Origin of the sequence: Rhizobium sp. CC-YZS058 (genome assembly GCF_034720595.1) — a bacterium.
GTDB lineage: Bacteria > Pseudomonadota > Alphaproteobacteria > Rhizobiales > Rhizobiaceae > Ferranicluibacter.
In genome coordinates this window covers 2,017,851-2,042,064 of record NZ_JAYESJ010000001.1, presented here as the reverse complement: position 1 = coordinate 2,042,064, position 24,214 = coordinate 2,017,851, and the positions used below count along the sequence as shown (strand labels likewise).

At 66.4% G+C, this 24,214-nt stretch carries 21 protein-coding genes; 11 read left to right on the top strand and 10 right to left on the bottom strand.

Annotated elements, in window-relative coordinates:
• Positions 1 to 6: 6 nt before the first annotated feature.
• Positions 7 to 1,149 carry an endonuclease/exonuclease/phosphatase family protein gene (locus U8330_RS09690; protein ID WP_323105037.1) on the bottom strand — a complete coding sequence of 381 codons (1,143 nt, stop codon included), beginning with the start codon at positions 1,147 to 1,149 and terminating at the stop codon, positions 7 to 9.
• Positions 1,150 to 1,456: 307 nt separating this feature from the next.
• On the opposite strand from U8330_RS09690, the gene petA reads away from it, so the two are divergent.
• The 3 genes from petA to U8330_RS09675 are packed head-to-tail and all read left to right on the top strand — an operon-like array spanning position 1,457 to position 4,241.
• The gene (gene petA, locus U8330_RS09685; protein ID WP_323105036.1) at positions 1,457 to 2,035 is read left to right on the top strand and encodes a ubiquinol-cytochrome c reductase iron-sulfur subunit; all 579 of its coding nucleotides are present in this window, start codon (positions 1,457 to 1,459) and stop codon (positions 2,033 to 2,035) included.
• A 14-nt stretch (positions 2,036 to 2,049) separates the two neighbouring features.
• Entirely contained in the window at positions 2,050 to 3,321 is a 1,272-nt protein-coding gene (locus tag U8330_RS09680; RefSeq protein ID WP_323105035.1) for a cytochrome b, read from the top strand.
• A gap of 32 nt (positions 3,322 to 3,353) precedes the next feature.
• Positions 3,354 to 4,241, top strand: coding sequence for a cytochrome c1 (locus tag U8330_RS09675; protein ID WP_323105033.1), 888 nt, complete (start codon positions 3,354 to 3,356; stop codon positions 4,239 to 4,241).
• Positions 4,242 to 4,346: 105 nt separating this feature from the next.
• On the opposite strand, the gene U8330_RS09670 is transcribed toward U8330_RS09675, so the two are convergent.
• The 4 genes from U8330_RS09670 to U8330_RS09655 all read right to left on the bottom strand — a co-directional run bounded on the left by U8330_RS09670 (position 4,347) and on the right by U8330_RS09655 (position 13,257).
• On the bottom strand, positions 4,347 to 4,679 hold the full coding sequence (locus tag U8330_RS09670; protein WP_323105032.1) for a type II toxin-antitoxin system PemK/MazF family toxin: 333 nt from the start codon (positions 4,677 to 4,679) through the stop codon (positions 4,347 to 4,349).
• Complete coding sequence (locus tag U8330_RS09665) at positions 4,669 to 4,824, bottom strand: hypothetical protein (RefSeq protein ID WP_323105031.1); 156 nt, start codon at positions 4,822 to 4,824, stop codon at positions 4,669 to 4,671. The genes U8330_RS09670 and U8330_RS09665 overlap by 11 nt, the downstream gene beginning before the upstream one ends.
• 60 nt (positions 4,825 to 4,884) lie before the next feature.
• Entirely contained in the window at positions 4,885 to 5,019 is a 135-nt protein-coding gene (locus tag U8330_RS09660; RefSeq protein WP_323105030.1) for a hypothetical protein, read from the bottom strand.
• A 483-nt stretch (positions 5,020 to 5,502) separates the two neighbouring features.
• Positions 5,503 to 13,257 carry a hypothetical protein gene (locus tag U8330_RS09655; RefSeq protein WP_323105029.1) on the bottom strand — a complete coding sequence of 2,585 codons (7,755 nt, stop codon included), beginning with the start codon at positions 13,255 to 13,257 and terminating at the stop codon, positions 5,503 to 5,505.
• Positions 13,258 to 13,802: 545 nt separating this feature from the next.
• On the opposite strand from U8330_RS09655, the gene U8330_RS09650 reads away from it, so the two are divergent.
• Positions 13,803 to 14,189 carry an Hpt domain-containing protein gene (locus U8330_RS09650; RefSeq protein ID WP_323105028.1) on the top strand — a complete coding sequence of 129 codons (387 nt, stop codon included), beginning with the start codon at positions 13,803 to 13,805 and terminating at the stop codon, positions 14,187 to 14,189.
• A gap of 131 nt (positions 14,190 to 14,320) precedes the next feature.
• Positions 14,321 to 14,641 carry a 2Fe-2S iron-sulfur cluster-binding protein gene (locus tag U8330_RS09645; RefSeq protein ID WP_323105027.1) on the top strand — a complete coding sequence of 107 codons (321 nt, stop codon included), beginning with the start codon at positions 14,321 to 14,323 and terminating at the stop codon, positions 14,639 to 14,641.
• Between the two features lie 394 nt (positions 14,642 to 15,035).
• Here U8330_RS09645 and U8330_RS09640 read toward each other — a convergent pair whose 3' ends face one another.
• A complete protein-coding gene (locus U8330_RS09640) occupies positions 15,036 to 15,668 on the bottom strand; it encodes a DUF922 domain-containing Zn-dependent protease (protein ID WP_323105026.1) in 633 nt (210 codons plus the stop codon).
• Between the two features lie 145 nt (positions 15,669 to 15,813).
• On the opposite strand from U8330_RS09640, the gene folP reads away from it, so the two are divergent.
• The 3 genes from folP to folK are packed head-to-tail and all read left to right on the top strand — an operon-like array spanning position 15,814 to position 17,603.
• Positions 15,814 to 16,668, top strand: coding sequence for a dihydropteroate synthase (gene folP, locus U8330_RS09635; RefSeq protein WP_323105025.1), 855 nt, complete (start codon positions 15,814 to 15,816; stop codon positions 16,666 to 16,668).
• 46 nt (positions 16,669 to 16,714) lie between these two features.
• Positions 16,715 to 17,086 carry a dihydroneopterin aldolase gene (gene folB, locus U8330_RS09630; protein ID WP_323105024.1) on the top strand — a complete coding sequence of 124 codons (372 nt, stop codon included), beginning with the start codon at positions 16,715 to 16,717 and terminating at the stop codon, positions 17,084 to 17,086.
• Complete coding sequence (gene folK, locus U8330_RS09625; protein ID WP_323107244.1) at positions 17,079 to 17,603, top strand: 2-amino-4-hydroxy-6-hydroxymethyldihydropteridine diphosphokinase; 525 nt, start codon at positions 17,079 to 17,081, stop codon at positions 17,601 to 17,603. Before folB ends, folK begins: the two co-directional genes overlap by 8 nt.
• A 26-nt stretch (positions 17,604 to 17,629) precedes the next feature.
• Here the strand turns inward: folK and U8330_RS09620 are convergent, their stop codons facing one another.
• A complete protein-coding gene (locus U8330_RS09620) occupies positions 17,630 to 18,181 on the bottom strand; it encodes a hypothetical protein (RefSeq protein ID WP_323105023.1) in 552 nt (183 codons plus the stop codon).
• Positions 18,182 to 18,403: 222 nt separating this feature from the next.
• Here U8330_RS09620 and U8330_RS09615 point away from each other — a divergent pair, with 222 nt between their 5' ends.
• Together U8330_RS09615 and U8330_RS09610 are read left to right on the top strand one after the other, a co-directional pair.
• Positions 18,404 to 19,267 carry a cytochrome b/b6 domain-containing protein gene (locus U8330_RS09615; protein WP_323105022.1) on the top strand — a complete coding sequence of 288 codons (864 nt, stop codon included), beginning with the start codon at positions 18,404 to 18,406 and terminating at the stop codon, positions 19,265 to 19,267.
• Positions 19,264 to 20,055 carry a molybdopterin-binding protein gene (locus U8330_RS09610; protein WP_323105021.1) on the top strand — a complete coding sequence of 264 codons (792 nt, stop codon included), beginning with the start codon at positions 19,264 to 19,266 and terminating at the stop codon, positions 20,053 to 20,055. Before U8330_RS09615 ends, U8330_RS09610 begins: the two co-directional genes overlap by 4 nt.
• Positions 20,056 to 20,069: 14 nt before the next feature.
• Here the strand turns inward: U8330_RS09610 and U8330_RS09605 are convergent, their stop codons facing one another.
• The 3 genes from U8330_RS09605 to U8330_RS09595 all read right to left on the bottom strand — a co-directional run bounded on the left by U8330_RS09605 (position 20,070) and on the right by U8330_RS09595 (position 23,234).
• Positions 20,070 to 21,134: a TIGR01620 family protein gene (locus U8330_RS09605; protein ID WP_323105020.1), complete on the bottom strand. Its 1,065-nt coding sequence runs from the start codon at positions 21,132 to 21,134 to the stop codon at positions 20,070 to 20,072.
• Complete coding sequence (locus U8330_RS09600) at positions 21,131 to 22,600, bottom strand: YcjX family protein (protein ID WP_323105019.1); 1,470 nt, start codon at positions 22,598 to 22,600, stop codon at positions 21,131 to 21,133. Before U8330_RS09600 ends, U8330_RS09605 begins: the two co-directional genes overlap by 4 nt.
• Positions 22,601 to 22,748: 148 nt before the next feature.
• Positions 22,749 to 23,234 (bottom strand): SixA phosphatase family protein, encoded by a 486-nt coding sequence (locus U8330_RS09595; protein WP_323105017.1) that lies wholly within the window; start codon positions 23,232 to 23,234, stop codon positions 22,749 to 22,751.
• Positions 23,235 to 23,568: 334 nt separating this feature from the next.
• Here U8330_RS09595 and dksA point away from each other — a divergent pair, with 334 nt between their 5' ends.
• Entirely contained in the window at positions 23,569 to 23,988 is a 420-nt protein-coding gene (gene dksA / locus U8330_RS09590; protein ID WP_323105015.1) for an RNA polymerase-binding protein DksA, read from the top strand.
• Positions 23,989 to 24,214 lie beyond the last annotated feature (226 nt).

Here is a 24,214-nt window from a genome sequence, read left to right as displayed (position 1 = left end):
CGGCTGTTACCCCCTGCGAATGATGTAGGTGCCGAACAGCCCGTAGTGATTCGACCCGAACGGGTCTTCCAGCCGTTCGACCGACAGGGGAACGAGCGGAAGCCGGCTGTAGATGTGGTCGATCGCAATGCCCAGCCCATGCTTGGCCAGCGCGACCGGCCATGTTGGCGGTTCCGGTGAAGCGGTGTTGAGATCAAGGCCGCGCAGCATGTCCAGCATGTCCGGGGCGATAGTTGCCGAATTGAAATCCCCGGCGAGAATCATCGGGCCACGATCATTGCCGATGACGGAGCGAAGCGTCGTCAATTCCGCAGTGTGATAAGTGTCGAAATAAGGTTTCGACAGATGAGCGGCCACCACACGGATCGGCATGCCGGCGCGGGTGATCGTCGCACTCATGAAGCGATCCAGCCTGATGTCGCTGAGATTGCTCACCTGCGGGTCTCGGAGGGGCGTGCGTGAGAAGACGATGAGATCGCAGGTGGGCGTCATTGCGCCGCAGCCGATCCGGTAGGGATAGAGCGACGACAGCCGGGTCAGTTGCATGAACATCGGCCCGCCTTCGAGCACGACGGCGATGTCGGCCTTGGAGGAGAGGATCCGATCGGCAATGCGGGTGGCATTTTCCACATTTGTATAGAGCATGTTGAAGGAGAGGATGCGCAAGTCCGGTTCAATCGCATGTTCGATCGGCATGGGAACGGTCGCATGCGCCTCAAGCAGAACGACGGAGTGCACGGCAAGCCCGATGCCGGCTGCGGCGATCCCCAGAAAGACCGGGCGGCGGGCTAGGGCATAGGCCAGAAGAGCCACTACCGCTGCAGTGGCGGTCGCATAGGTCATGAGGCTGTCGATGATCGCAGTCGCCCAGTGTGGGTGAATGTAACGAACCGATGCAGCGAGGAGCACTAGGCATGCGAAAGTGGCGAGGATGGTCGCGAGCGTGGCGCGCAAGGCAGGCCTCCGTCTAGAAGAGAAAGGTCCTCCCAGAACCGAAGCTTGGCTAGCACAGGACTGAACATGCTGCAATGCAGCATTGGTAGGCAGCCGGATGGTCCGGCGAGAATCACCGGCGGCCGGTTCGCCGCCGACCAGGGCGAGTTCGGGGAAAAAAGAGCTTCGTAAGACACGTCCGAGGGCGCCCCACATCAGGCTCGCAATCCCCCGCGACAAGGTGTCACGCTTTCCCCCGGAACTGAGGGCAAGACGGCCTTGCCAAAGCTGGACATAATCTGCGATCAAGCATAGAGAGCGCGTGAGCGGGGGGAGCTGCGGCCGTGCACGGCCGCCTTGGGCGCATGGGTGGAGCCATGGCAAAAGTTTCGGGCAATCGGTTTCAGCTTATTGCTTTGGAAGCCTTCTTTCGTTCAATTGCGCAAGATGGATGGAGCGGCGCCAGGGGCGGGTGCGGCGCGTTGCCGACCGGGCGGCTGCTGTGGTGAGAGGACTTTACACCGTGAGCGAACACCAGATTTCCAAAGAGCCTGCCGGCGAGCCGACACGGCGCGATTTTCTTTATCTCGCGACAGGCATGGCCGGCGCGGTGGGTGCCGTGGCGGTGGCCTGGCCCTTCATCGACCAGATGCGGCCGGATGCCTCCACGCTGGCGCTCGCCTCGATCGAGGTCGACGTATCGAGCCTGCAGCCGGGCATGTCTCTGACGGCCAAGTGGCGCGGCAAGCCGGTCTTCATCCGCAACCGGACGGAGAAGGAAGTGGAGGAGGCCAAGGCCGTCCAGCTCGGCGACCTGAAGGACCCGGTGGCGCGCAACGCCAACCTGGCTGCCGATGCCCAGGCGACCGATCTCGACCGCTCCGCCGGCGAGGGCAAGGAAAACTGGATCGTGATGATCGGCTCCTGCACCCATCTCGGCTGCGTGCCGCTTGGCCAGGCCGGCGATTTCGGCGGCTGGTTCTGTCCCTGCCACGGCTCGCACTATGATACCGCCGGTCGTATCCGCAAGGGTCCGGCACCGCAGAATCTGGCCGTGCCGACCTTCGCGTTCACGTCCGACACAGTCATCAAGATCGGTTGAGGGGGATTGCCGACATGAGTGGGGAACATTCAACCTACAGGCCGACCACAGGCATCGAGAAATGGGTAGACCAGCGCCTGCCGCTGCCGCGGATGGTGCATGACAGCTTCGTCTCCTATCCCGTCCCGCGCAACCTGAACTATGCCTATACGTTCGGCGCCATGCTGTCCGTCATGCTGCTCGTGCAGATCGTGACCGGCATCGTGCTTGCCATGCACTATTCGACAACGACGGCCGATGCCTTCAACTCGGTCGAGAAGATCATGCGCGACGTCAATCACGGCTGGCTGCTGCGCTACATGCATGCCAACGGGGCGTCCTTCTTCTTCATCGCCGTCTATCTCCATATCGGCCGTGGCCTTTACTACGGCTCCTACAAGGCGCCGCGCGAAATCCTCTGGATCCTCGGCGTGGTGATCTACCTTCTGATGATGGCGGCCGGCTTCATGGGCTATGTGCTGCCCTGGGGCCAGATGTCCTTCTGGGGCGCGACCGTCATCACCGGCTTCTTCTCGGCTTTCCCCGGCATCGGCGAGTGGCTGCAGCAGTTCCTGCTCGGCGGCTTCGCGGTCGACCAGCCGACGCTCAACCGCTTCTTCGCGCTGCATTATCTGCTGCCGTTCATGATCGCCGGCGTCGTCGTGCTGCATATCTGGGCGCTGCATGTGACCGGCCAGACCAACCCGACCGGCATCGAGATCAAGACCAAGACCGACACCGTTGCCTTCACGCCCTATGCGACTCTCAAGGATGCGCTCGGCGTTTCGGTCTTCCTGCTCGTCTTCGCCTGGTTCGTCTTCTACATGCCGAACTATCTCGGCCATCCCGACAACTACATCCAGGCCAACGCGCTGAAGACGCCGGCGCATATCGTGCCCGAATGGTACTACCTGCCGTTCTACGCCATGCTGCGCGCCATAACCTTCAATGTCGGCCCGATCGATTCCAAGCTCGGCGGCGTGCTCGTCATGTTCGGCGCGATCATCGTCCTGTTCTTCGTGCCGTGGCTCGACACGTCGAAGGTGCGCTCGGCCGTCTATCGTCCCTGGTACAAGATGTTCTTCTGGCTGTTCGTGGTGAATGCCATCGTTCTCGGCTGGCTGGGCTCGCGGCCGGCGGAAGGCGCCTATGTGGTGATGTCGCAGCTCGGCACGCTCTATTACTTCGGCTTCTTCCTCGTCATCATGCCGATCCTCGGCCTCGTCGAAACGCCCAAGCGCATTCCCAACTCCATCACCGAGGCGGTTCTCGCCAAGAAGGCCGCCAAGGCCCCGGTGGCGGCGTAACGGCGACAGCGAAGATCAAGGAACCCAGGACGATGAACAAACTGATCACAGGCATGGTCTCGCTGGCCGCACTCGCCGCCATCGGCACCAGCGGGGCGCTGGCGCAGGAGAACGCGCCGCATGAGGGACAGACCGCCACCGAGGAGCATGGCGGGGGCACGCCGCACTTCCCGATCAAGAAGCCGCCGGCGGAGGAATGGAGCTTCGCCGGCCCCTTCGGCCACTACGACAAGGCGCAGCTCCAGCGCGGGCTCAAGGTCTATACCGAAGTCTGTTCGGCCTGCCATTCGATGAACCTCGTCTCCTTCCGCACGCTGGAAGGGCTTGGCTACAACGAGGCGCAGATCAAGACCTTCGCGGCCAATTACGAGGTCCAGGACGGGCCGAATGCGGATGGCGAGATGTTCACCCGCAAGGCGGTCGCCTCCGACCACTTCCCGTCGCCCTATCCGAATGCCGAGGCCGCGGCTGCGGCCAACAACGGCGCGGCCCCGCCGGACATGTCGCTGCTCGCCAAGGCACGCGGCATCGAGCGTGGCTTCCCGACCTTCATCTTCGACATCTTCACGCAATATCAGGAAGGCGGGCCGGACTATATCCACGCACTCCTGAACGGCTATGAAGAGCCGCCGAAGGGCGTCGAGATCGCCGAGGGCACGCATTACAACCCCTATTTCGCCAATGCCGCAGCGCTCGCCATGGCCAAGCCGCTCAACGACGGCCAGGTGACCTACGATGACGGCTCGCCGCAGACAGTGGAGCAATATTCCCGCGACGTCGCCTCCTTCCTGATGTGGGCGGCCGAGCCGCACCTGGAAGAGCGCAAGCGCACCGGCTTCATGGTGATGATCTTCCTCCTGATCTTCACCGGCCTGATCTTCCTGACCAAGCGCTCGATCTACGCGGCGAAGGATCATTGAGCGGGTAGGATTGCTCGAGGGTTCCAACACAAGAACATCCCGCCGGAAACGGCGGGATTTTTTTATGGGCGTCATCTAAGCAGGAGGCTTCAGCCTGTAGGCCGATCAGGCGAACATCCGCGCAAGCTCCCGCTCGCAGGCCAGGCTGTCCTCGACGCCGAGAACACCGATCCGGTTCAAAATGAGGTCGTTGGGAATCGTGGCGAGGCGCCATCGGACCACGCAGTTCTTCGGAAGTCCCGCCGCAGTCAGGTCGATGATCGGGATGTCGCTCGGCCAAGCGCTGTCCTTTGCTGTTGTAAGCATGGCGACGGCGCTTGCCTTGTTGCGGGCGTTGAAGCCGGGCCCCGACAAGACAACGACAGGTCTCCTTTTGACTGCCGGGATTTCGGCGAAGGGAAAGGGTACGATGATTGTCTCGTAACGATCACAGATCACGGAAAGCCGCCTCGTCCTCCGCACTTGCCCACTCCGGAAACAGCAAGGCGATCGCCGGCAGATAATCATCCGCCAGTCTTACCGCCTTGATCTCGACTCGCGCGCCGCGCCTGGTCTTGAACCACTCATGCCAGATCGGCCGCATGGATCCTTCAGGCCTGAGCCCGTCCGGTTCACGACCATCGCTACCGGTCTTCATCTTGATTCATCGCCCGACGACCCCATCCGTCTCAAGATCGATCGTCTCATCTTCACGCAAGGATCTTAGCCGAATCTGGAGATCTCTTTGATCGATGTGCTTGATCCAGATGGCGACGTCGCTGATTTCTACGGATGCCATGATCGTTTCCCTTCACCGACAGCGATCAGCCAGAACAGGCTCATTGGTTTCGACACAGGACCACCAGAACGATGACGCAAGATCTGATATCCGACAAGGGGAGATCATTGGAACGCGCCTCCCGAAATCGGGTCATCAGCTCATGACTTTTTTTAACCTCCGGGGGCTCGTCTGTTGACCAACCGGATCGTCGGCGGGGTTATGGAGTCTGAACAATGCCTCGATTAGATCACCGTCGAGATCGACACTGTATGCGACCAAACAATACGATCTAGAATCGTGTCGCGGACAGGGGCGGGTACGATCGTCCCAATTTCCCGGATCGACCGATAGGCCTGCCTCTATCGTCTGGGCGCGCTCCATCGAGAATTCTTCCGACTTGTCGCTCAATATCAAGAGCCAAGCGAGAATTCATGAACGCTCACAAAAAAGCCGCCGGAGATGATCCGGCGGCCTTGAGGATGGACGACATGGGAGCGTGGGTCAGCCAAACCGCCCGGCCGCATGCGCCAGCATCGTGTAGACCTTGCCCGTGTCCGAGGTGAGGTAGGTTTGGGTCATGACGCGGTCGCGGTCGTTGCGGGCGACGTCGGCGAGCAGCTTTTCGAAGTCGCCGATATAGCGGTCCACCGCGGTGCGGAATTCCGGCTCCTGGTCGTATTTGCGCTTGATCTCGTCGAAGGTCTGCTGGCCCTTCAGCGTGTACAGGCGGCGGGTGAAGACGTCCCGCTCGCCGCGCTGGTAGCGCCGCCACAGTTCGACGGAGGCATCATGGTCGATGGCGCGGGCGATGTCGACCGAGAGCGAGTTCAGCGATTCCATGACATGGCGCGGGTTGCGGCTGTCTGTCGCGCGTGCCGGGGCCGGCTCGGTGCGCGGCCGGAGCGGCGCGGCCGAAGGCTCGTCCTCGCGCGAGGCGGCCCGCAGCAGGTCGCGCATCCAGCCGGATCCGGCTTCGCCCGAACGCTCGGTCGCCCGGTCCTCGGTCAGCCGCGGCGCGGCGGGCACGCCGGTGCGCGGATCGAGCCCGAGGCTGCCACGCAGGCCGCTCTCCTCAACCGGCGCGGCGAAGCTGGCCGGACGGGCCGGCTGCTGGGGAGCAGGCTTAGAAAGCGGCGCCAGCGGCTGGCTGGCAGCGGATGCAGGCCGAGAGGGCGTGAGCGGCAGGGCCGGCGCCGGCGGACGCGGCGCAGCGGTGGCTGCCGGCGCGGTGCGGGCGGGCGCTGCAACCGGGGCGGGCTGCGCCGGAGAGGCGGGCTCGGCAGGGCGGGCGCGGGTGGCAACGCCGGCCTGGGCGACGCGACGCGGCTCGGCGATTTCCAGATGCGTGGCCGAGCGGCCGACGATGTCCGAGAGCTCCTGCAGCGCCTTGATCTGCTCGGCGACGGCGCGGCGCATGACGGTGGCGTTCTCGCGCGCCTCCTCCGGCAGGTCGAAGGCGCTCTGCTTCAGATCGGCGCGGGTCAGTTCCAGCTCGCGGCGGATCTCGTCGGAGGAGCGACGGATCTCCTCCGTCGCGCCTGAGAACCGGGCAACGGCATCTTCGACCGAGCGGCGGATGGTCTCGCGCATATCGTCGGCGATCGCTTCCGAGCGCTTGCCGGTCTGGTCGAGCATGCCGTCGATTTCCGAGATCGAGCTGCCGACGCTGCCGCGCAGCCGCTGGGCGATCTCCCTCGAGCGGGCTTCGGCACGGGCGAAGGCGTCGTCCACCGTGGCGCTGGCGTCGTCGGCGGCGCGGGTCAGGCCTTCGCGCAGCGTGCTCGCCACTTGCTCGGTGCGGGTTTCGGCCCGGGCGAGCATGTCTTCCATCGAGCCGACCACGGCGTCGCCGGTGCGGGCAACCCGCTGCTCGAGCGTCCGCGCCGTTTCCTCCGTGCGCGCCTCGGCGTCGGAGAGGATGCGGCCCACATCGGCGAAGGAGGTCTGGATGCTGCTGCGCAGCGTGCCGGCGATCTGGGTAGAGCGCTCTTCCGCGCGGCTGAAAGCGCCGTCGACGAAGCCTTCGACTGCCCGCATCGTCTTCTCGATCTCTTCCGAGCGCGAGACGAGGCCGACGGAGAGCGTGCGCAGCGCATCCTGGCGTTCCTGCAGCGTGGCGCTGAGGTTCGACTGGGCGGCCGAGAGCAGCTCCGAAGCCTGGCTGAGAATGCGAGAGTGCTCGTCGAAGCGGCCGACGATGCCGGCCACCTGCGAAAGAGTCGTCCCCGACAGGTCGACCAGACGATCGGCCTTGCCTTCGACCAGACGGGTCGAGGCGGACATCAGCTCGGAGGCGCGCTGGGTGCTCTCGTTGAAGCGCGCTGCCGTGCTCTGCAGGCTCTCGTCCATGACGCCGAACTGGCCGGTGGCGTCGTCGATCGCCGAGACGATCGCCGCATGGCTGGAGGACAGCCGATCGATGAGGCCGCTGGCCGCAGCCTGAAGCCGCGATTCGACGCCAGCCATGCTGCGCACGGCCTCGTCGGTGCGTTCGGTGAGCGCGCCGACCCATTCGTCCGTCTCGCCGCGCAGGCGCTCGGCGGAGCGGAGGGCGGCGGCATCCACCTGTTCGGCGGAGTTAAGAGCGGCATCCGTCACCTGTTCGGCGGCCTTGCCGGCCACGGCGGCCAGCTGCTCGGCCGACCGCATGGTGACGGAGGCAAGACGCTCGGCCGACTGGCCGGCGACGGACGAGAACCGTTCCGCAGACCGGTCGACCACGGCGGTCACGCGCTGGCCGGCGGCGTCTGCGGCCTGCTCCAGCTGCGTGGCCGACTGGGCGACGGTGGATGCGAGGGCGTCGGTCGCGCTCCGCCCGGCCTCGACATAGCGGTCGAGCAGCGGGCGGGCCTCTTCGTCGAGCACGCGCTTCAGCTCGCCGGCCCGGCCGGACAGCATGGAGTTCAGCTCGCGGGTGCGCTCGTCCAGGGTGGTGCGGATCGCTTCGCCACGGGCTTCCAGCGCCTTTTCGACGTCGGAAAGGCTGCGGGCCAGGGTCTCACCCTGGGTGCCGAGCCGGATCTGGCTTTCGGCAGCGCGGGCGAGCGTCGCTTCGGCGGCCTCGTTCACCGAACGTGCCAGTTCGGCGCTGCGCATGGCGGCCGTGGCGGCCGTGCGCTCGATGGCGCTCTGGAAATCGGCCTGGCGGGCTGCCATCGCCTGGGCGAAGTCCTGCCCGGCGCGAGAGAGAAGATCGCTCGAGCGTTCGGCGTCGGCACCAAGGCTTTCCGAGGTTTCGGAGACGGCGCTGCGCAGGCTGGTCACGAAGCCGGCGGCCTTGGATTCGATCGTGCGGCTGACGGTGTCGAGACCGACGGTCAGGGCACGATCCATGGTTCCGAGGCGCTCTTCGAGGCGGCCCGTGCCACGCTCGAAGCTTTCCTCGATCCGCTCGGCAGCGGCGCCGGAAATCCGGCCGAGATCGGCGGTCCGGCTTTCGAGCGCCTCGGTGATCCGGTTGGCGGCATCGGCGCTGACACGGCCGATCTCCTCGGCGCGGCCGGCGAGACTGCCGGAAATCCGCTCGGCGGCAAGCCGCCCGGCTTCGTCCAGTTCCAGAACCCGTTCGGAAAGCGTCTGCGTCATGCGGCGGCCGGCTTCGTCCACCACGCTGTTCACACCCTCGACACTGTCGCCGAGGCGGGTTTCCAGAAGGCCGATGCTGGTGGCGATCTTCATGCTCGAGTCGTCGAGCCGCTCGTGAATGCCGCTGACGGAGCGTTCCATCCGCTCGGCGAGCGTCTCGGCCGTGCGGCCGAGTTCACTCGTTGCCTGTTCCAGATGGCCGGCAATGTCGCTGGTGCTGGAGCGCAGGCGCTCTTCCAGCGCGGCGGCCCCGCGATCGATCGTCGTGCCCAGTTCGTCCTGGCGGTCCTGCAGGCTCATCTCCAGCATACCGGCGCTGGTGGCGACCGTGGTGGCGATGGAGGCGGCATGTTCATCGATCGTCTCGGAGAGCGAGGCGGCGGCGCGGGCGGCCGCATCGTCGAGCGCGGACACACGGCTTTCGAGCGTCGAGGCCAGCTCCGCCTGACGTTCCTGCAGGGTCAGGTCGAGCATGCTGGCCGAGGTGGCGACGGTTGTGGCGATGCTCATCGCCTGGTCGTCGAGCACGGTCGAGATCGACGAGGCGCCCTGCGAGACGGTTTGGCCGATCTGGTCGATCCGGCTGTCGAGCGTCGTGCGGATACGCTCATGCGAGGCGGAAAGCGCGCTGTCGAGCGCGGCGCTGCGGGCATCCAGCGTGTCGGTCAGCTGCGCGGTCTGGCGGTCGACGAGGAACGCCAGTTCTTCGGCCTTGCCGCTCATCGCGCCCGTTGCATCCTCGACACGGCGGGTCAGATCGCCGGCAATGGTTTCGGCGCGGCCCGTCAGGCTGCGCTCGATGTCGGCCACGCGGTCAGCCATGGTTTCGGCAACGACGCTCGCACGCAGCGACAGCCCATCGGCAATCTCTTCCACGCGGTTGACAAGCGCATCGCTCATCTCGCTGGCGCGGCTGGTCATCAGCGTCGAAATCTCGCCCGAGCGATCGGCAAGAACGGCGTCGAGCGCGGCGCTGCGGCCGGCCAGTGTCTCATCGAGCTGGCGCGTCCGGCCGTCGAGCGTGTCGGCCACCGCGCCGGCATGGCGGCCGAGCGTTTCGTCGATCCGGCGCGCACCGCTGTCCAGCGTTTCGCCGATCAGGCGGCTGTTGTCGGCAATTGCAGCGCCGATGCGGCCGGCATGGCCGCCGAGCGTCTCGTCGATCCGCTGTGCGTGCCCGCCGAGCAGGCTGTCCAGTGCTTCCGTGGTGCCGCCCAGCGTCTGGTCGATCCGGCTGGCGGAATTGATCAGCGTGTCGGTCAGCGTCGCGGTGCGGGCCTCGATGAGGCGGGTGGTGTTGTTCAACCGCCCGCTCAGCGTCGATGCGCCATCGGACAGGATGCGATCAAGCCGGTTGCCGGTCTCGTCCAGCGTTCCTTCGATGGCCGCCGCGGAGGTGGCAAGCACGCCGGACAGCGTGAGGGTCTTGTCCGAGATCAGCGTGTCCAGTGTCTCGACGCTGCCCGAAAGTGCCGATTCCATGCGCTCGGACGAGCGGGACAGGGTGGCTTCCAGCGAGGCCGTCCGTTCGGCGAGCGTTGCTTCGATCCGCGCCGTCGGCGTGGCGAAGGCGGCATCGACCGAGCGGACCGTCGTATCGAGCGCCGACGTCAGCGCGCCGCCGGTGTCGCGCAGCACGCTTTCCATCCGGGCCGTGCCACCTTCCAGCGTGCCGCCGAGATCGGCGATCGAAGTCGACAGCGTGTCGGACAGGGCTGCGGTGCGGGCGGAAAGAATGCCTTCGACACGCTCGGCCGTGCCTTCGAAGGCGCTGTCGATCATTTCGGTGCTGGCCGCCAGAACGGCCGAGAGTTCGAAAGTCCGGTCGGAGAGCGCGGAGTCGAGGCTGTCCCGGCTTTCGGCGATCGCGCCGGTCAAGGCTGCGGAGCGGGCGGCCATGGTCTCGTCCAGGCGACCATGCGCGCTGTCGAGCGCCTCGCCGAGGCGCGCTGTGCGCGCGTCCAGCGTTTCGGCAATCCGGCGTTCGCTGCCTTCGAGGAGCGTGCCGAGTTCGTCGTTGCGGACCGAAAGCGTGGTCTCCAGCCGTGTCTGCGCGGCGTCGAGATGGTCGGCAAGGCCGCTGGCCCGCCGGTCGAGCGCGTCGCCCAGCCGGGCTTCGCCGCTGGCAATCACCGTCTCCAGCGCAGCGGTTCGTGCGCCGAGCGCCGAGTCGATCCGCTCCTGCGTGGCGGACAGACCCTCCACCAGGCCGGACGTGCGGCGGTCGAGAACCTCGTCGAACGCGTTCTGACGGCTGTCGAGGATATGAACGAGGCTCTGCTCACGCGCGGAGAGCCCTTCCGTCAGAGACCGGGCGCGATCGGCGAAGGCCGCATCGAGCCGCGATTCGGTGTCGCTGATCGAAGAGAGCAGGGCGCTGCTGCGCGTCTGCAGCGTGTCCGCAAGCCGCTCTTCGCTCGCTGCCAGGCCGTCGGTGATCTGGCCGGCGCCGAGCGCCAGGGTGGTGGCGAGGCTGAGTTCGCTGTTCTGCAGGCCGTCCATCAGGCTTGCTGACCCGCTCTGCAGCGCGTCGCCGATTCGGCGCTCACCCTCCTCGATCGCCTTGGTCAGGGCGTCGCTGCGGATCGCAAGCGTCTCGTCGACCCGGTCGCCGGCGGCAGTGAGACCGTCGATCAGGCGGGCGCTGCGGCTCTCGAAGGCCTCCGTCAGGCGCTGCTCGGTGGCGCTCATCGCAGAGCCCACACGCTCGGCATGGCTGCCCAGCGTTTCGCCGAGGCGGGTTTCGCTCGCATCCAGACGCTCGACCAGAGCGCTGGTCCGGGACTCGATGACATCGGTGAGGCGCTGGCTGCTGTCGGTCAGCGTCGATTCCAGCCGCTCGGCCTTGGCGCCGAAGCCGTTCTCGAAACGCTCCTGGGCGGCGCTGAGCGCGCCGAGCAGGGAGCTCGAGCGCTGCTCGAGCACACTGTCGATCCGGTGGTGGGCGTCGGAAACCGTGGCCTGCAGCTCCGCCGCGCGGCTGGCGAGTGTGTCCTCGATCGCGCCCTGTGCCGTGCCGAGCGTGGTGGCGATCGACATGGACTGATCTTCGAGCGCCGAGCGGAACCGCTCGACCCCACCCTCCAGCAGGGTGCCAAGGCGCTCCGACCCACCGTCGACCGACTGGTTGATGCGGGTCAGGGTCTCGCTCATGCGGGTATCGACCAGCGTCGCCCGCTTGTCGAAGGCGGCAGCGAAATCGTGGAACCGCGAATCGAAGCTTCCGGCGAGCTGGCTGACCGTCGTGTGCAGCTTCTCCTCGAAGAAACCGGCCCGCAGGTCGAGATCCATCACGGCGTCGTCGGCGGCCGATTTCAGCGAATGGCGGAAGCTGGCACCTTTTTCGTCGAGCGTGCCGTTCAGATTGGTGAGGATGTCGTCGAGCCCGGCGGTGATCGCCTGCTGGCCGATGTTGAGGCTCTCGTTGAGATCGCGGGTGCGGGCGATCAAGGTCTCATTCAACTGGCGGGCGCGCTCGTTCAGCGCGCCGTTCAGCTTTTCGGTATTGGCATCGATGACGGCGGCGCGGGTTTCGAACTGGCCGAGCAACTGCTGGCCGCGCTTGACGATGACCTGGTTCAGCATGTCGAGCCGCGTGTCGAACTCGCGGGTCAGAGACTGGCCGGCCGTGTTGATGCCGGCGACCAGCGATTCGGCGCGGTTGACGATCGAGGCATTGACGGCCTGCGTGGCGGCCTCCGAGCTTTCGAGCAGGGTCGCGGCGCGGGTTTCGATCAGCGTCGCGAGCGCCTCGCCCGATGTTGCGAGCCGGCGGGTCACATCCTCGCCGGCGGCCAGCAGATCGTCCTTGATCTGGCCGTGGGCGCCGGAGATGGAGGAGCGAATCCGCTCGGCATGGCCGATGATCGCCTCGCGCTCCAGGCCGAGCTCCTGCACGAGGGTGCGCACGCGCAGTTCGTTGTCGCTGTAGCTGCGCTCCAGTGCGTTGACTTCGGAATGAACGAGCGTCTCGAGCTCGGTCGCCCGGGCGATCGTTCGTTCGATCCCCTCGTTCATGGCGGAAACTTCGCGGCGCACGGCCTGGCCAACAGTCATGATCCGGTCGGTGGCGGCCGTTTCCGGCTCGGCCAGACGCATGGCGACTTCGGTCATCGAGCGCGCGGCATTGCGCATTTCCTGGGCGCGCGACAGCATCATCCCGAAGGCGATGAACAGCAGGATCGGCACGAGGATGAAGACCGCAACGCCGACGGCGCCCGGCATGGCCGACAGAGCCTCGACCGAGCGGATCTGCCAGATTTCCGGACCATAAAGCAGGTTGGCGATGCCGAGGCCGCCGATGACCCAGAGGAGAGACAGGGCAACCGAGGCACGGATCGGCGCACGCACGGAGCGGCTGTCGAGCGAGCGGATGCGGGCAAGGCCGCTGCCGCGGCCCTCATCATTGGCGGGCTTGAAGCTCGGGGCCTTGGGGGCCGGTTCCGGGGCGAGGCTGCGCGTCGGCGCGCTCTCTTCCCGGGCGGCAGGGGAGGCGGGGCGCGCGGCATTGGCGGCCCGCTTGGGTGCCGCGGCTGCGGGCTTGGCTGCCGGGCGGTCCGCCGGCTCGTCACCCAAGGCGGACTTCAGCTCGTCGAAGTCGATGCGCAGAGCATCTTCCAGCGCCTGAAAAGCCTTATCGTCGATCGATTCGTTGCTTTTGTTCGTCGCCATGCGGATACGCCTCGTTACCGAACTGACCCTTTTCGCCAGCCGGGACGGATGACGTCATCCCCGGACCGAGCAAAAAGGGTGGTGGGAGCGACCTTGCGTGCCGGATGAACGCAAAACCAGTCCGACCAATGACTCATTACGCTTCGGGAACAAGACTGCTGGCACCGCGGACAGAACTTCCTCCGCCGCCGGCATGTTCCCACGAGTTTCCCGCCAGAAGTGCCGGAATTTCCCGTTAGCGTATCGTAGTGACACATTCATGGGGCTTCGACAATTAAAGCCGCCGGGCATTCGTTAAAATCCTAAGAAAATCTTAATGGATTTTCCCCGGCTTCTCGGCCGAACCCGTTGGAATCGCGGGGCTGGCCGCCTGTTAACCATATGCCGCGAAAAGCCGGGAGAAGCGCCGGCGCATTCACGGGAAAGCCAGCGTCGAACGGGCAGGATGGCACACCAGCGCCGAGACCCGGATATGTCTGTTGCTTTGGCTTTACTTAATAAGCCCTGCAGCGTCCGGCCGGCAGAGTTAAGCGAAAGGAAATGCCATGGCCGCCACGCTTGAGACCCGCCATACGGCGCCGGAGGCTCAGCCCCCGCAGGAGGAGCGACGATCCTGCCCATCCACCCGCAGGCCGGTCGACCTCGTTCATCTCGCCCGGCAGACCATGGGCGACAAGTCGCTCGAAATCGAGGTTCTGCAGATCTTTGCCCGCCAGGCGCGCCAGTTGATCGACCAGATGGCGGCTGGCGAACCGCCGGTCCGCAAGGCGGCCGCCCACCGGCTGAAGGGCGCGGCCTTGGCGATCGGCGCCTTCGGCGTCGCCAGCCAGGCGGAAGGCGTGGAAGCGCAGCCGCAGGCACCGGGCAGTTTCGCCGCACTGTCGGCCGGCGTGCTGGAATGCGAGAGCTTCATCGCGCGGCTATGCGCCTGAGCCAAGCTCTGGCGCATCGCCGGAGACGCGGGCCTTGCTTGACGCCGGTCTTGATTCGATGAGAGAAAACCGGCACTGCCATCGCCGCGCCGCCCTTCCGGCGGCCGCGCCTCTCAAGACCCGGACCTGACATGACCAAGCTTGCCATCATTGCCTTCGACGGAACGCGCCACGATCTCGACGTCCAGCCGGGCTCGACGGTCATGGAGAATGCGGTGCGCAACGCCGTTCCCGGCATCGAGGCCGAATGCGGCGGCGCCTGCGCCTGCGCCACCTGTCATGTCTATATCGACGAGGCCTGGACCGAGCGGGTGGGTCCGCCCGAGGCGATGGAAGAAGACATGCTCGACTTCGCGCACGACGTGCGCCCCACCTCGCGCCTGTCCTGCCAGATCCGCATGAGCGAAGCGCTGGACGGGCTGACCGTTCATGTGCCGGAACGCCAGGCCTGATCTTGTGAACAAAAAAGCCCCGCTGATCCCGGGAGGGACGAGCGGGGCAGGAGGGCGCAAGGCCTGCGGACGGGGGAGGGTCCGTCGGCGGCCGGTCGTTACGCCAGGAGAACTGAAAGGGCCGACAGCGTGCGGCAGCACCGCACCGCGCGGCAGGCTCGTGTGAAGAAGGATCGACAGTCGCCTTCGCTCTCTTCCATCCGGAGAGCCGCCAGCAAAAGCACCGCCGAGATCCGCTTCGTCTGTCTGCTGTTCGATGATGAAACGATAGATCAGCCGAGGCCGTTCCGCCATCGCGAGAATTCGCCAGTCATTTCTTGGGCTTTAGTAACGGTCGCACAAGCTTCTGCGGCATCCAAAAACCTGGCAAGAACGCCGCTTCGTTACTTGGCGATTACTTGCCGGCCGTCTTCTGAAGCTGCTCCAGCCGGTATTGGAGCAGGCGGATCATGCGGCGGTCGAAGTTGACCGCTTCGCGCCTGTCAAAGGCGACCTGGTCGGCATCGTGTTTTGCGATCGCGTCTTCGCTGACCCGGGCGACCCTGGCCTGCATGCGCTCGCAATCGGCCTCCGGGCGGAGCGCGAGCAAGGTCTTCTCCATGTCGCGCGCCGCATTGCGGGCGATTTCGGCATGGCGCTCCTCGTGCCGCTTAATGTCGCTCGACAGCGTGTCCCACACCAGCGCCAGATCGCGCCCGGCACTGCGCCGGTTCGTCCAGCGCGGCAGGATCAGCTTGGTGTTGAGCGTGACCTTGGCCGCGCCGACCGCGCAGACCGCGCCGCGCTTCACATAGGTGACCGTCCCGCCGAAGCGGATGCGGGTTGCGCCCGGGTGCCGCGCCCCGGTGCTGCGCATCTGCGGGCCCTTGCTGGAGAGCGCCGCATCGAGATCGGCCGCGGTCCGCCCGCCGATCGGGAAATAGGTGATGCTCTTCGTCAGCACGGTTTCAGCACCCGCCGGTGCGGCAAGCGGAAGCGACAGGCTTGCGGCCAGACAGGCGGCGAAAAGGGAACGGGCCGTCATCATGGGGCAAGCGTCTCTTTGGTTGAAGTGCGCCCAAGCTTGGGGCATAGGCAGCCCGAGCGCAACCCACTTTGCCGGCGCGTTGCCAACAAGGTTAGCGCCGAGACCGCGCCGGTCGCCGCGCGGTGCAGGACCCGAGGACAGTGCCATGGCCAATCCGTTTTCCCCTGTCGAGTGGCTGTGCGCCGGGGACCGCCGGCTGACCCTCGGGCGCTGCGGCGTGTTGATGGCGATCATCAACGTCACGCCTGATTCCTTCTCCGACGGCGGGCTGCATGCTGGGCCGGACGCCGCCTTTCGCCACGCGCTCGCCTGCGCGCAAGAAGGCGCGCAGATCCTCGACATCGGCGGCGAATCGACCCGTCCGGGCGCAGAGCCGGTTTCGGCCGAGGAGGAGCAGGACCGCGTCCTGCCGCTGATCGAGCGCCTGGCGCGCGAGACGCCGGCGCTGCTGTCCATCGACACCTACCGGGCGGAGACGGCGCGGCTGGCGCTGGCCGCCGGCGCCCATATCGTCAACGACGTGCACGGCCTGCAGCGTGAGCCGGCCCTGGCGCGCGTGGTGGCCGACGCCGAGGCCGGGCTCTGCATCATGCATACCGGCCGCGGGAGAACGAAACGGCCCGATGTCATCGAGGACCAGAAGGTATTTCTCGACCAGTCGCTCGCAATCGCGGACGCGGCCGGCATCGATCGGCGATCGATCGTCCTCGATCCGGGATTCGGCTTTGCCAAGGACGAGGGCGAGAACCTCTCGCTGATGGCGCGGTTCGGAGAGCTGCGCGCCTTCGGCCTGCCGCTGCTCGTCGGCACCTCCCGCAAACGGTTTCTCGGTGCGGTGACGGGGCAGGAGGCGGCGCAGGCGCGCGATGTGGCGACAGCGGCGACGACAGCTCTCCTGCGCGCCGCGGGCGGGGCGGTCTTTCGCGTCCACGACGTCGCAATCAACAGGGACGCGCTCGCGGTCGCGGATGCTATGATCGCCGCGCGCAGACAGGCTTGAACGGACCGGTCTTGCGGCCCGCAGCCCGGACGGGCAGGAGGAATGAATGACGACGCCGACCTATCTCATCACCATGAAGAACTGCGCCTTCTTCGCCCGCCACGGCGTGCATGACGAGGAGGAGTTCCTCGGCCAGCGCTTCTTCGTCGACGCCGAACTCGAGGTGGAACGCGGCCGGGCGCTGGCGGAAGACCGGATCGAAGACACGGTCCACTACGGCATTGCCTTCAGCGAAATCGAGGCGATCGTCACCGGCCGCCGTCACTATCTCATCGAGGCGCTGGCGCTCGAAATTGCCGAGACCCTGTCGGCACGCTGGAGCCAGATCCGCCGCGCGAGGATTTCGATTCGCAAGCCGAACGCGCCAGTCCCGGGCGTGCTCGATTATGTGGAAGTGACGGTCGAGCATGTTGCCTGAGGACGAAAGCCGCAGCGCCACGATCGGCCTCGGCGGCAATATCGGCGATGTCCCGAAAGCGCTCGGCGAGGCCCTTGCGCGGCTTGGCGCGATCGACGGTATCCGCGTCGCCGCCGTCTCGGCCCTCTACCGCACGCCACCCTGGGGCAAGACGGACCAGGCCTTTTTCTTCAATGCCGCCGCCCGTCTCGACACGCGGCTCCCGGCAGAGGATCTTCTGGACCAGTGTCTGTCGATCGAGCGGTCCATGAAGCGCGAGCGCATCGAACGCTGGGGGCCACGCACGATCGACCTCGATCTCCTGACCTATGAGGGGGAGGAGCGGACCGGGGAGCGGCTCACGCTTCCGCATCCGCGCATGACGGAGCGAGGCTTCGTGCTTCTGCCGCTGGCCGATATCGCGCCCGGCCTGCTCGTCAGGGGGAGAACCGTCGCGGACTGGGCCGCAAACGCGGAAACGGCCGGCATCGAGCGGATCGATGCGCGGCCGGACTGGTGGAAACCAGACGACGCGTAGCAGGCCGCGGCCTGAACTGGTCGATCTTATCGGATCGAGCCGACGGCCATCGGATCGGCCTGCCTGGTCAGGGCCACGCCGATGACCGGCACCATGGTGTCCTCGACCTTGACCGAGATGGTGATGTTGAGGAGCGAGGGATCCTGCATGCGGGCGATCATCGCGCCGTTCAGCTTCTTGCGGTTGATGCCGACGACGATCTTGTCCTTCGAGACATTGCCGGAGACGATGTCGAGCCCCTTGCCATCGGCGCCGTCGAGGAACGTGCCCGTATAGCCCTTGCCCTTCTCGCTGATGGTGGCCGTCATCGGCTGCTTGAACACGCCGACGCGGCAGAAGCCGTCGAGCGTGATGCCGGCATCCTTGCCGGTCAGCGTCGCGCCTTCCAGCTCGCAGGTGAACTTGGTTCCCTTGTATTTGCCGGCAACGATTTCGCCCGGACCTTTCCACTGGCCGGCGACGGTTTCGAAGAAGGCCTTGTCGCGGCCGCTGGCGGCAGCCGGCGAGGCGGAGGCGGCAAGGGCCGCGAGCGTGAGGGCGGCGAGGCCGCGCGCGATCAGAGAAGGGCGCGTAAGCATGAACGATCCTTGAGGGTCGGTGAAGCGAAAATCCACGTGTAAAGTGGCACTTGAATGGTTAATGGACGGTTTCGAAGCCGTAGCTGTGTCCCGCGGGCGGCTCACGAAATGTTTCAGCGTCACCCTAGCAGCTGCTCACATTTTAGTGAAGCCGGATGAAATTGAAACAGTTTCCTCGTGCCCCTCGTATAGCGATAAGACCGATCAGAATGAGGTGATGGCATGGCGGTGACAAAGATCGAGGATGGACGCGACGGGGAAGGGCGGCTCGTCTACCGGCATGGCGTCATGACACGGCTCACCCACTGGCTGTGGGCGATCTCGCTCTTCTTCCTGCTCTTGAGCGGGCTGCAGATCTTCAACGCGCATCCGAAGCTCTATCTCGGCACCCAGTCGGGCTTCGAGTTCGACAATGCCGTTCTTTCCATGGATGCGCTGTACGGACCGGATGGGCAGCCGCAGGGGCGCACGACCATCCTCGGCCACAGTTTCGAGACGACCGGCCTGTTCGGCATGAGCGGCCCGGCCGAGCGGCCTGCCTATCGCGGCTTCCCCGCTTGGGCGACCCTGCCGTCCTATCAGGATCTCGCGACCGGCCGCGTGATCCATTTCTTCTTCGCCTGGGTTCTCTCGGCAACGCTCCTTCTCTGGCTCGTCTCCTCCCTTGTCTCCGGCCATCTGCGGCGCGATCTCGTGCCGAGCGGGCGTGACTGGAAGGCGCTGCCGCGCAGCGTCCTGGACCACCTGCGCCTGCGGCTCCACCATGACGGGCGCTACAACGTGCTGCAGAAGCTGAGCTATGCCGGCGTGCTGTTCGTGCTGCTGCCGCTCACTGTCCTCACCGGGCTCGCCATGTCGCCGACCATGAATGCGGCCCTGCCGGTGCTGCTCGACCTCTTCGGCGGCCGGCAGACGGCGCGCACGCTGCACTTTCTGTGCATGTCGGCGCTGGTGCTGTTTTTCGTCGTGCATATTGTGATGGTGGTGGTGGCCGGGCCGCTCAACGAGCTTCGCTCGATCGTCACCGGCTGGTACCGGACGCGGCCGTTGCCGGAGGCGGCGGCGAAAGGGGAGGACGGCCGATGAGCCCGCGCTTCGAAATCAACCGCCGCCGTTTCCTGCGTGTCGCGGGTGTCGCGGCCTCGACCCTGCCGCTCGCCGGCTGCGACATGCTGGACGGTATCCTGTCGAGCAACAGCCCGGTGCGCGATGCGCTCGCATCGGCCAATGGCCTGACCTACCGCGTCCAGCGGCTCATTGCCGGCGATGCGCTGGCGCCGGAATTTTCCGAAAGCGAGATCCGCCAGGGACAGCGACCGAACGGCTCGACCGATCCGGACGGCGCGGACTATCTGGCGATGAAGGCGCAGAGCTTCTCCACCTATCGCCTCTCGGTCGGCGGTCTGGTCACCACCCCGCTGACGCTCAGCCTGGACGAGCTGCGCGCCATGCCGGCCCGCACGCAGATCACCCGGCATGATTGCGTGGAGGGGTGGAGCTGCATTGCGAAGTGGACCGGCGTGCCGCTGGCGCGCGTGCTCGATGCTGCGGGCGTGAAGCCCGAGGCGCGCTATGTCGTCTTCCAGTGCTACGACCGGATGGATCTCGGTCTCCAGGGACCGGTTCCCTATTACGAATCGATCGACCTCCTCGATGCGCGCCATCCGCAGACCATTCTCGCCTATGGCTGCAACAATGACGCGCTGAGTGTCGCCAACGGGGCGCCGCTGCGGCTGCGGGTCGAGCGGCAGCTCGGCTACAAGATGCCGAAATATATCCGCTCCATCGAGCTCGCCTCGACGCTGGCCCCCTATGGCGGCGGCAAGGGTGGCTTCTGGGAGGATGTCGGCTATGACTGGTATGGCGGGATGTGAGTGTCCCGCCCCGGTCAGTCGCGCGGCTCGCCGTCGCGCGTGCGGGTCGGGGCCAGATCGCCGATGAAGTCGCCGATCCCCGGACGTCGGAGGGCGGCAAAGGGCATGGGACGGCAGAGATCCATGGCCGCGATGCCGATCCGCGCCGTCATCAGCCCGTTGACCACGCCTTCGCCGAGGCGGGCCGAGAGTTTCGAGGCAAGCCCGTGGCCGAGTAGCTGCTGCACGAGACTGTCCCCGACCGCGATCGAACCGGTTACCGCCAGGTGCGCCAGCACGTCGCGAAACAGCCGCAGCATGCCGAGCGTGCCCGGCCTGCCGCCGTAGAGCTCGGCCATGGCGCGGATGAGCCGCGCCGATTCGAAGATGACATAGCCGAGATCGACGAGCGCGCGCGGGCTGACGGCCGTGACGATCGACACGCGCTTGGAGGCGTTGAGAATCAGCGCGCGGGCTTCCCGGTCGAGCGGCTGCAACAGTTCGCGCTCCGCAAGCTGCAGAAGCGGGCCGGCGTCGATGATTTCGCCCTTCGTCTGCTTCAGCCTTTCGCGGCCGCGCGCCGTTTCGGCCCGCGCCGCCAGATGGTCGGTCAGTGCCAGCACGGTGGCGCGCGCCGTCTTGGTGTCCGCCGAGAGCGCGGCCTCCGCCGCCCGCTGCTTGAGCGCCTGGACGGCGTTCAACCGCATGATCCCCACCATCTCCCGCACCACAATGGCAAGGAGTGCCAGCACGACGGTTGCCGCCGCGCCGATCGCCAGCCAGCCGAGCAGGTCGTTGCGCGAGAAGAGGTCGGTGACGAGGCGATCGATCCATAGGCCGATGGCGAGCGACAGAAGCAGCCCGAGCGCGCCGATCGCCAGCTTGGCGAAGGAGAAACGTCGCCTGCGCGGTCTCGCTTCCTCGAGCGCGGTCGGCAGGGGGCCCGCGAGGGTCGTCTCGATGAAGGGGTCGTCCGCATCCGGCGTCAGCACGATCCGGTCGTCGAAGCTGGCCGGTGCGCGGGCACGCTCCGGCCTGCGCGCCGGCTCGTCCGGTTCGAGCGAGAAGGCGGTGGGACGGCGGGGTGTCTGGTCGCTCATGCGAGACGATCTCCGAACAGGAACTGCATGGCACGGTCGAGGCGGATATGCGGCACGGAGAGCTTCAGCCCGCCGCCGGTCTCCTCGATATGAGGGGGGCGGAAGCGCACGAAGCTCACCTCCGGCCGCGCGGCCTGCTCCGGCCCGTGGGGCGAGAACAGCGCATCCGGATCGGCCGGCAGGTCGCCGGGGAAGATCGCCGTCTTGCGCTGGCCGTCGAAGGTCTCGCCATTGATCCGCTCGCCCTTGATCGGCGTGCCGACGATGACGGGCAGGGGGTGTCCATCATGGGTGACGGTCGCTTCCCGCGTCGCTCGTACGGAAGCAAGCGCCATCACCTCGACCCCGGCACCCGAAGCGCCGATGCGCTCCATGGCGCGCGCCACTAGCCGGGAAGTGATCCGCTCCAGCCGGTCGTGGCTCTCATGGTGCAGATGATCGGCCTTCGTGGCGGCGATCAGCACCTTGTCGATCCGCCGCGTCAGGAAGGAGGACAGGAAGGAGTTCGTGCCCGGCTGGAAACAGGCCATGACCTCGGCCAGCGCCCCTTCGAGATCGGCGAGCGCCTCCGGGCCGCGATTGATGGCCTGGAGCGCGTCCACCAGCACGATCTGGCGGTCGATGCGGGCGAAGTGCTCGCGGAAGAAGGGCTTGACCACATGGGTCTTGTAGGCCTCGTAGCGCCGCTCCATCATGGCGGCCAGCGACCCCTGGGGCGCGCGGCCCGGCGGCAGGTCCGGCAGGGGCGCGAAGGTCAGCGCCGGCGATCCTTCGAGATCGCCCGGCATCAGGAACCGGCCGGGCGGCAGGGTGGAGAGCGAGCGCTCGTCCGAGCGGCAGGCGCGAAGATAGGCCGTGAAGGCCTCGGCGAGCCGCCGCACATGCGCCTCGTCGGCGGGGCCATGGGGGTCGCCGGCGGCGGCGAGCGCCAGCCATTCGCCGGAAAGCTCGGCCCGCAGCCCCGACCGGGCGCGCTCGACCGTTCCCGTCGAGAAGCTGCGGTAGTCCTGGCTGAGCAGCGGCAGGTCCAGCAGCCATTCGCCGGGATAGTCGACGATGTCGATCGACAGGCGACCCGGCGAGAAGAGCCTGTTCCAGCCGCTGGCGCTTTCATAATCGATGGTCAGGCGCAGCTGCGAGATGGCACGCGTCGAATCGGGCCAGATCCGGTCGCGCACCAGCGCGGCGATATGGTCCTCATACTGAAAGCGCGGCACGGCATCGTCCGGCTGGGGCTCCAGCCTGATCTTCGACACCCGGCCGGACCGCACCGGCTCGAACACCGGTAGGCGTCCGCCATTCAGCAGGTTGTGGACGAGCGAGGAGATGAACACGGTCTTGCCGGCGCGCGACAGGCCGGTGACGCCCAGGCGGACGGAGGGATTGACGAGGCCGGCGGCCCGGTCCCCCAGCGTGTCGAGGGCGATGCGGGCATCATCGGTCAGGCGGGTCAGGAAGGACGACACGGGGCCTCTGAATCTCGGTTGGTCGCGGCACGGGCGAGGAGAAGCGCCGATGGGCGCCCTGCATCCGGCGCGATATAGGAAGCGGATGCGGCAGATGAAAGCTTTCGAACGCGCGTTCGAACGAACGGCGCCTCGCGGAGCCGGAGGTCTAGGGCTGCAGGAAGGCCAGGAAGAGGACCGAACCGTCCGCCTGGCGGTCGAGGCAGAGCACGGCGCCGGGTGGGAAGCCGAAGGGGAGGTGTCGGGCAGCTTCCGCCTCACCGAGCAGCAGGCGGGCGAGCTGATCGACGCTCGGATTATGGCCGATCAGCGTCATGGAGGCATCCGGCGCCGCCGCCTCGATCACCGCCTGGTAAGCCTCCACGCCGCCACTGTAGAAACGCGGCTCTTCACGCTCGGACAGCGGCGCCTGGGGCGCAGACAAGGCGGCTGCCGTCTCCCGGCAGCGCAGCGCCGGCGAGAGCACCAGATGGCCGAGCGCCCAGCCTTCTGCCACCAGCCGCGCGCCCATCTCCGCCGCGTCGAAACGGCCGGTCGCGTCCAGGGGTCGGTCGAAGTCGCGGCCGCTCGGCGCGGAGGCAGCGGCGCGGGCATGGCGGGCGATCAGGAGCGGCGCTTTGGCGGTCGGGGTCATGGCGGAGGCTCCGTCTGCGAGAGAAGCTCTTCTTGTCGGCTGGCGAGGCAGGAAGATCAAGCAGTGCGGGATGAAGAAAACATGCGCCTGCTTTTTGAGCGCCCGGGCGGTTCTGGACAGAGCCTGTCAAGAGAAATTCTCGTCTCTTGGCGATCTCGCGCAGGCTTTGCTGCACTGCGTCCATCACAAAACTGTAATTTTGATGAAATATTAGCCTGTTAGCTTTAGAGAGAGGCAGTCGCCAAAACTCTGGCGGCGCTCGTCGGAGACTTGAAAGCCTGTCGGCAGGGGTCTATAGAGCGCCGCACATGAGATGTTCTTCAGGAGAATCGCGTTGAGTGAGAAGATCGATCTTAGTACCTTCGTTCTTTCCGAAGACGATGAATTCATGAATGCCAACCAGCGGGCCTATTTCCGCGCCAAGCTCAATGCCTGGAAAAACGACATTCTTCGCGAGGCGCGCGAAACGCTCGGCCATCTCGCCGAAGAGAGCGCCAACCATCCGGATCTCGCCGACCGGGCTTCCTCCGAAACCGACCGTGCCATCGAACTTCGCGCCCGCGACCGGCAGCGCAAGCTGATCTCCAAGATCGACGCTGCCCTGCAGCGGATCGACGAGGGCACCTATGGCTATTGCGAGGAGACCGGCGAGCCGATCGGCCTGCGCCGCCTGGACGCCCGTCCGATCGCCACGCTGTCGATCGAGGCGCAGGAGCGCCACGAACGCCGCGAGAAGGTCTATCGCGACGAGTGAGCCGGTCGCGGCCGGCGACAGGTCTGCCGGACATGGCGCGATGGGATGAGCAGGATGACAGGGCTGCGCCGGAATTCGGCGCGGCCCTTTTTCTTGTTCGCCGCCGCCATAGGGTGGGGGCGGCCAGCGCGCTGGACAGCATTCCGCCGCGAAGCCTCGCCAACGAGGCTCCGCCATTGACGCACGACCATTGCTCCTTAGAAATGCTGGTCAGCAGGCGGACGAA

What these genes read in the sequence shown, in the direction of transcription:
- U8330_RS09595 (WP_323105017.1), bottom strand. Translation starts at nt 23,234, where the DNA reads ATGACCCCGACCGCCAAAGCGCCGCTCCTGATCGCCCGCCATGCCCGC.
- U8330_RS09665 (WP_323105031.1), bottom strand. Translation starts at nt 4,824, where the DNA reads ATGCGGCCGATCTGGCATGAGTGGTTCAAGACCAGGCGCGGCGCGCGA.
- U8330_RS09690 (WP_323105037.1), bottom strand. Translation starts at nt 1,149, where the DNA reads ATGTGGGGCGCCCTCGGACGTGTCTTACGAAGCTCTTTTTTCCCCGAA.
- U8330_RS09645 (WP_323105027.1), top strand. Translation starts at nt 14,321, where the DNA reads ATGACCAAGCTTGCCATCATTGCCTTCGACGGAACGCGCCACGATCTC.
- U8330_RS09620 (WP_323105023.1), bottom strand. Translation starts at nt 18,181, where the DNA reads ATGCTTACGCGCCCTTCTCTGATCGCGCGCGGCCTCGCCGCCCTCACG.
- U8330_RS09610 (WP_323105021.1), top strand. Translation starts at nt 19,264, where the DNA reads ATGAGCCCGCGCTTCGAAATCAACCGCCGCCGTTTCCTGCGTGTCGCG.
- U8330_RS09615 (WP_323105022.1), top strand. Translation starts at nt 18,404, where the DNA reads ATGGCGGTGACAAAGATCGAGGATGGACGCGACGGGGAAGGGCGGCTC.
- folP (WP_323105025.1), top strand. Translation starts at nt 15,814, where the DNA reads ATGGCCAATCCGTTTTCCCCTGTCGAGTGGCTGTGCGCCGGGGACCGC.
- U8330_RS09640 (WP_323105026.1), bottom strand. Translation starts at nt 15,668, where the DNA reads ATGATGACGGCCCGTTCCCTTTTCGCCGCCTGTCTGGCCGCAAGCCTG.
- U8330_RS09605 (WP_323105020.1), bottom strand. Translation starts at nt 21,134, where the DNA reads ATGAGCGACCAGACACCCCGCCGTCCCACCGCCTTCTCGCTCGAACCG.
- U8330_RS09650 (WP_323105028.1), top strand. Translation starts at nt 13,803, where the DNA reads ATGGCCGCCACGCTTGAGACCCGCCATACGGCGCCGGAGGCTCAGCCC.
- U8330_RS09655 (WP_323105029.1), bottom strand. Translation starts at nt 13,257, where the DNA reads ATGGCGACGAACAAAAGCAACGAATCGATCGACGATAAGGCTTTTCAG.
- U8330_RS09680 (WP_323105035.1), top strand. Translation starts at nt 2,050, where the DNA reads ATGAGTGGGGAACATTCAACCTACAGGCCGACCACAGGCATCGAGAAA.
- U8330_RS09660 (WP_323105030.1), bottom strand. Translation starts at nt 5,019, where the DNA reads ATGGCATCCGTAGAAATCAGCGACGTCGCCATCTGGATCAAGCACATC.
- U8330_RS09675 (WP_323105033.1), top strand. Translation starts at nt 3,354, where the DNA reads ATGAACAAACTGATCACAGGCATGGTCTCGCTGGCCGCACTCGCCGCC.
- folB (WP_323105024.1), top strand. Translation starts at nt 16,715, where the DNA reads ATGACGACGCCGACCTATCTCATCACCATGAAGAACTGCGCCTTCTTC.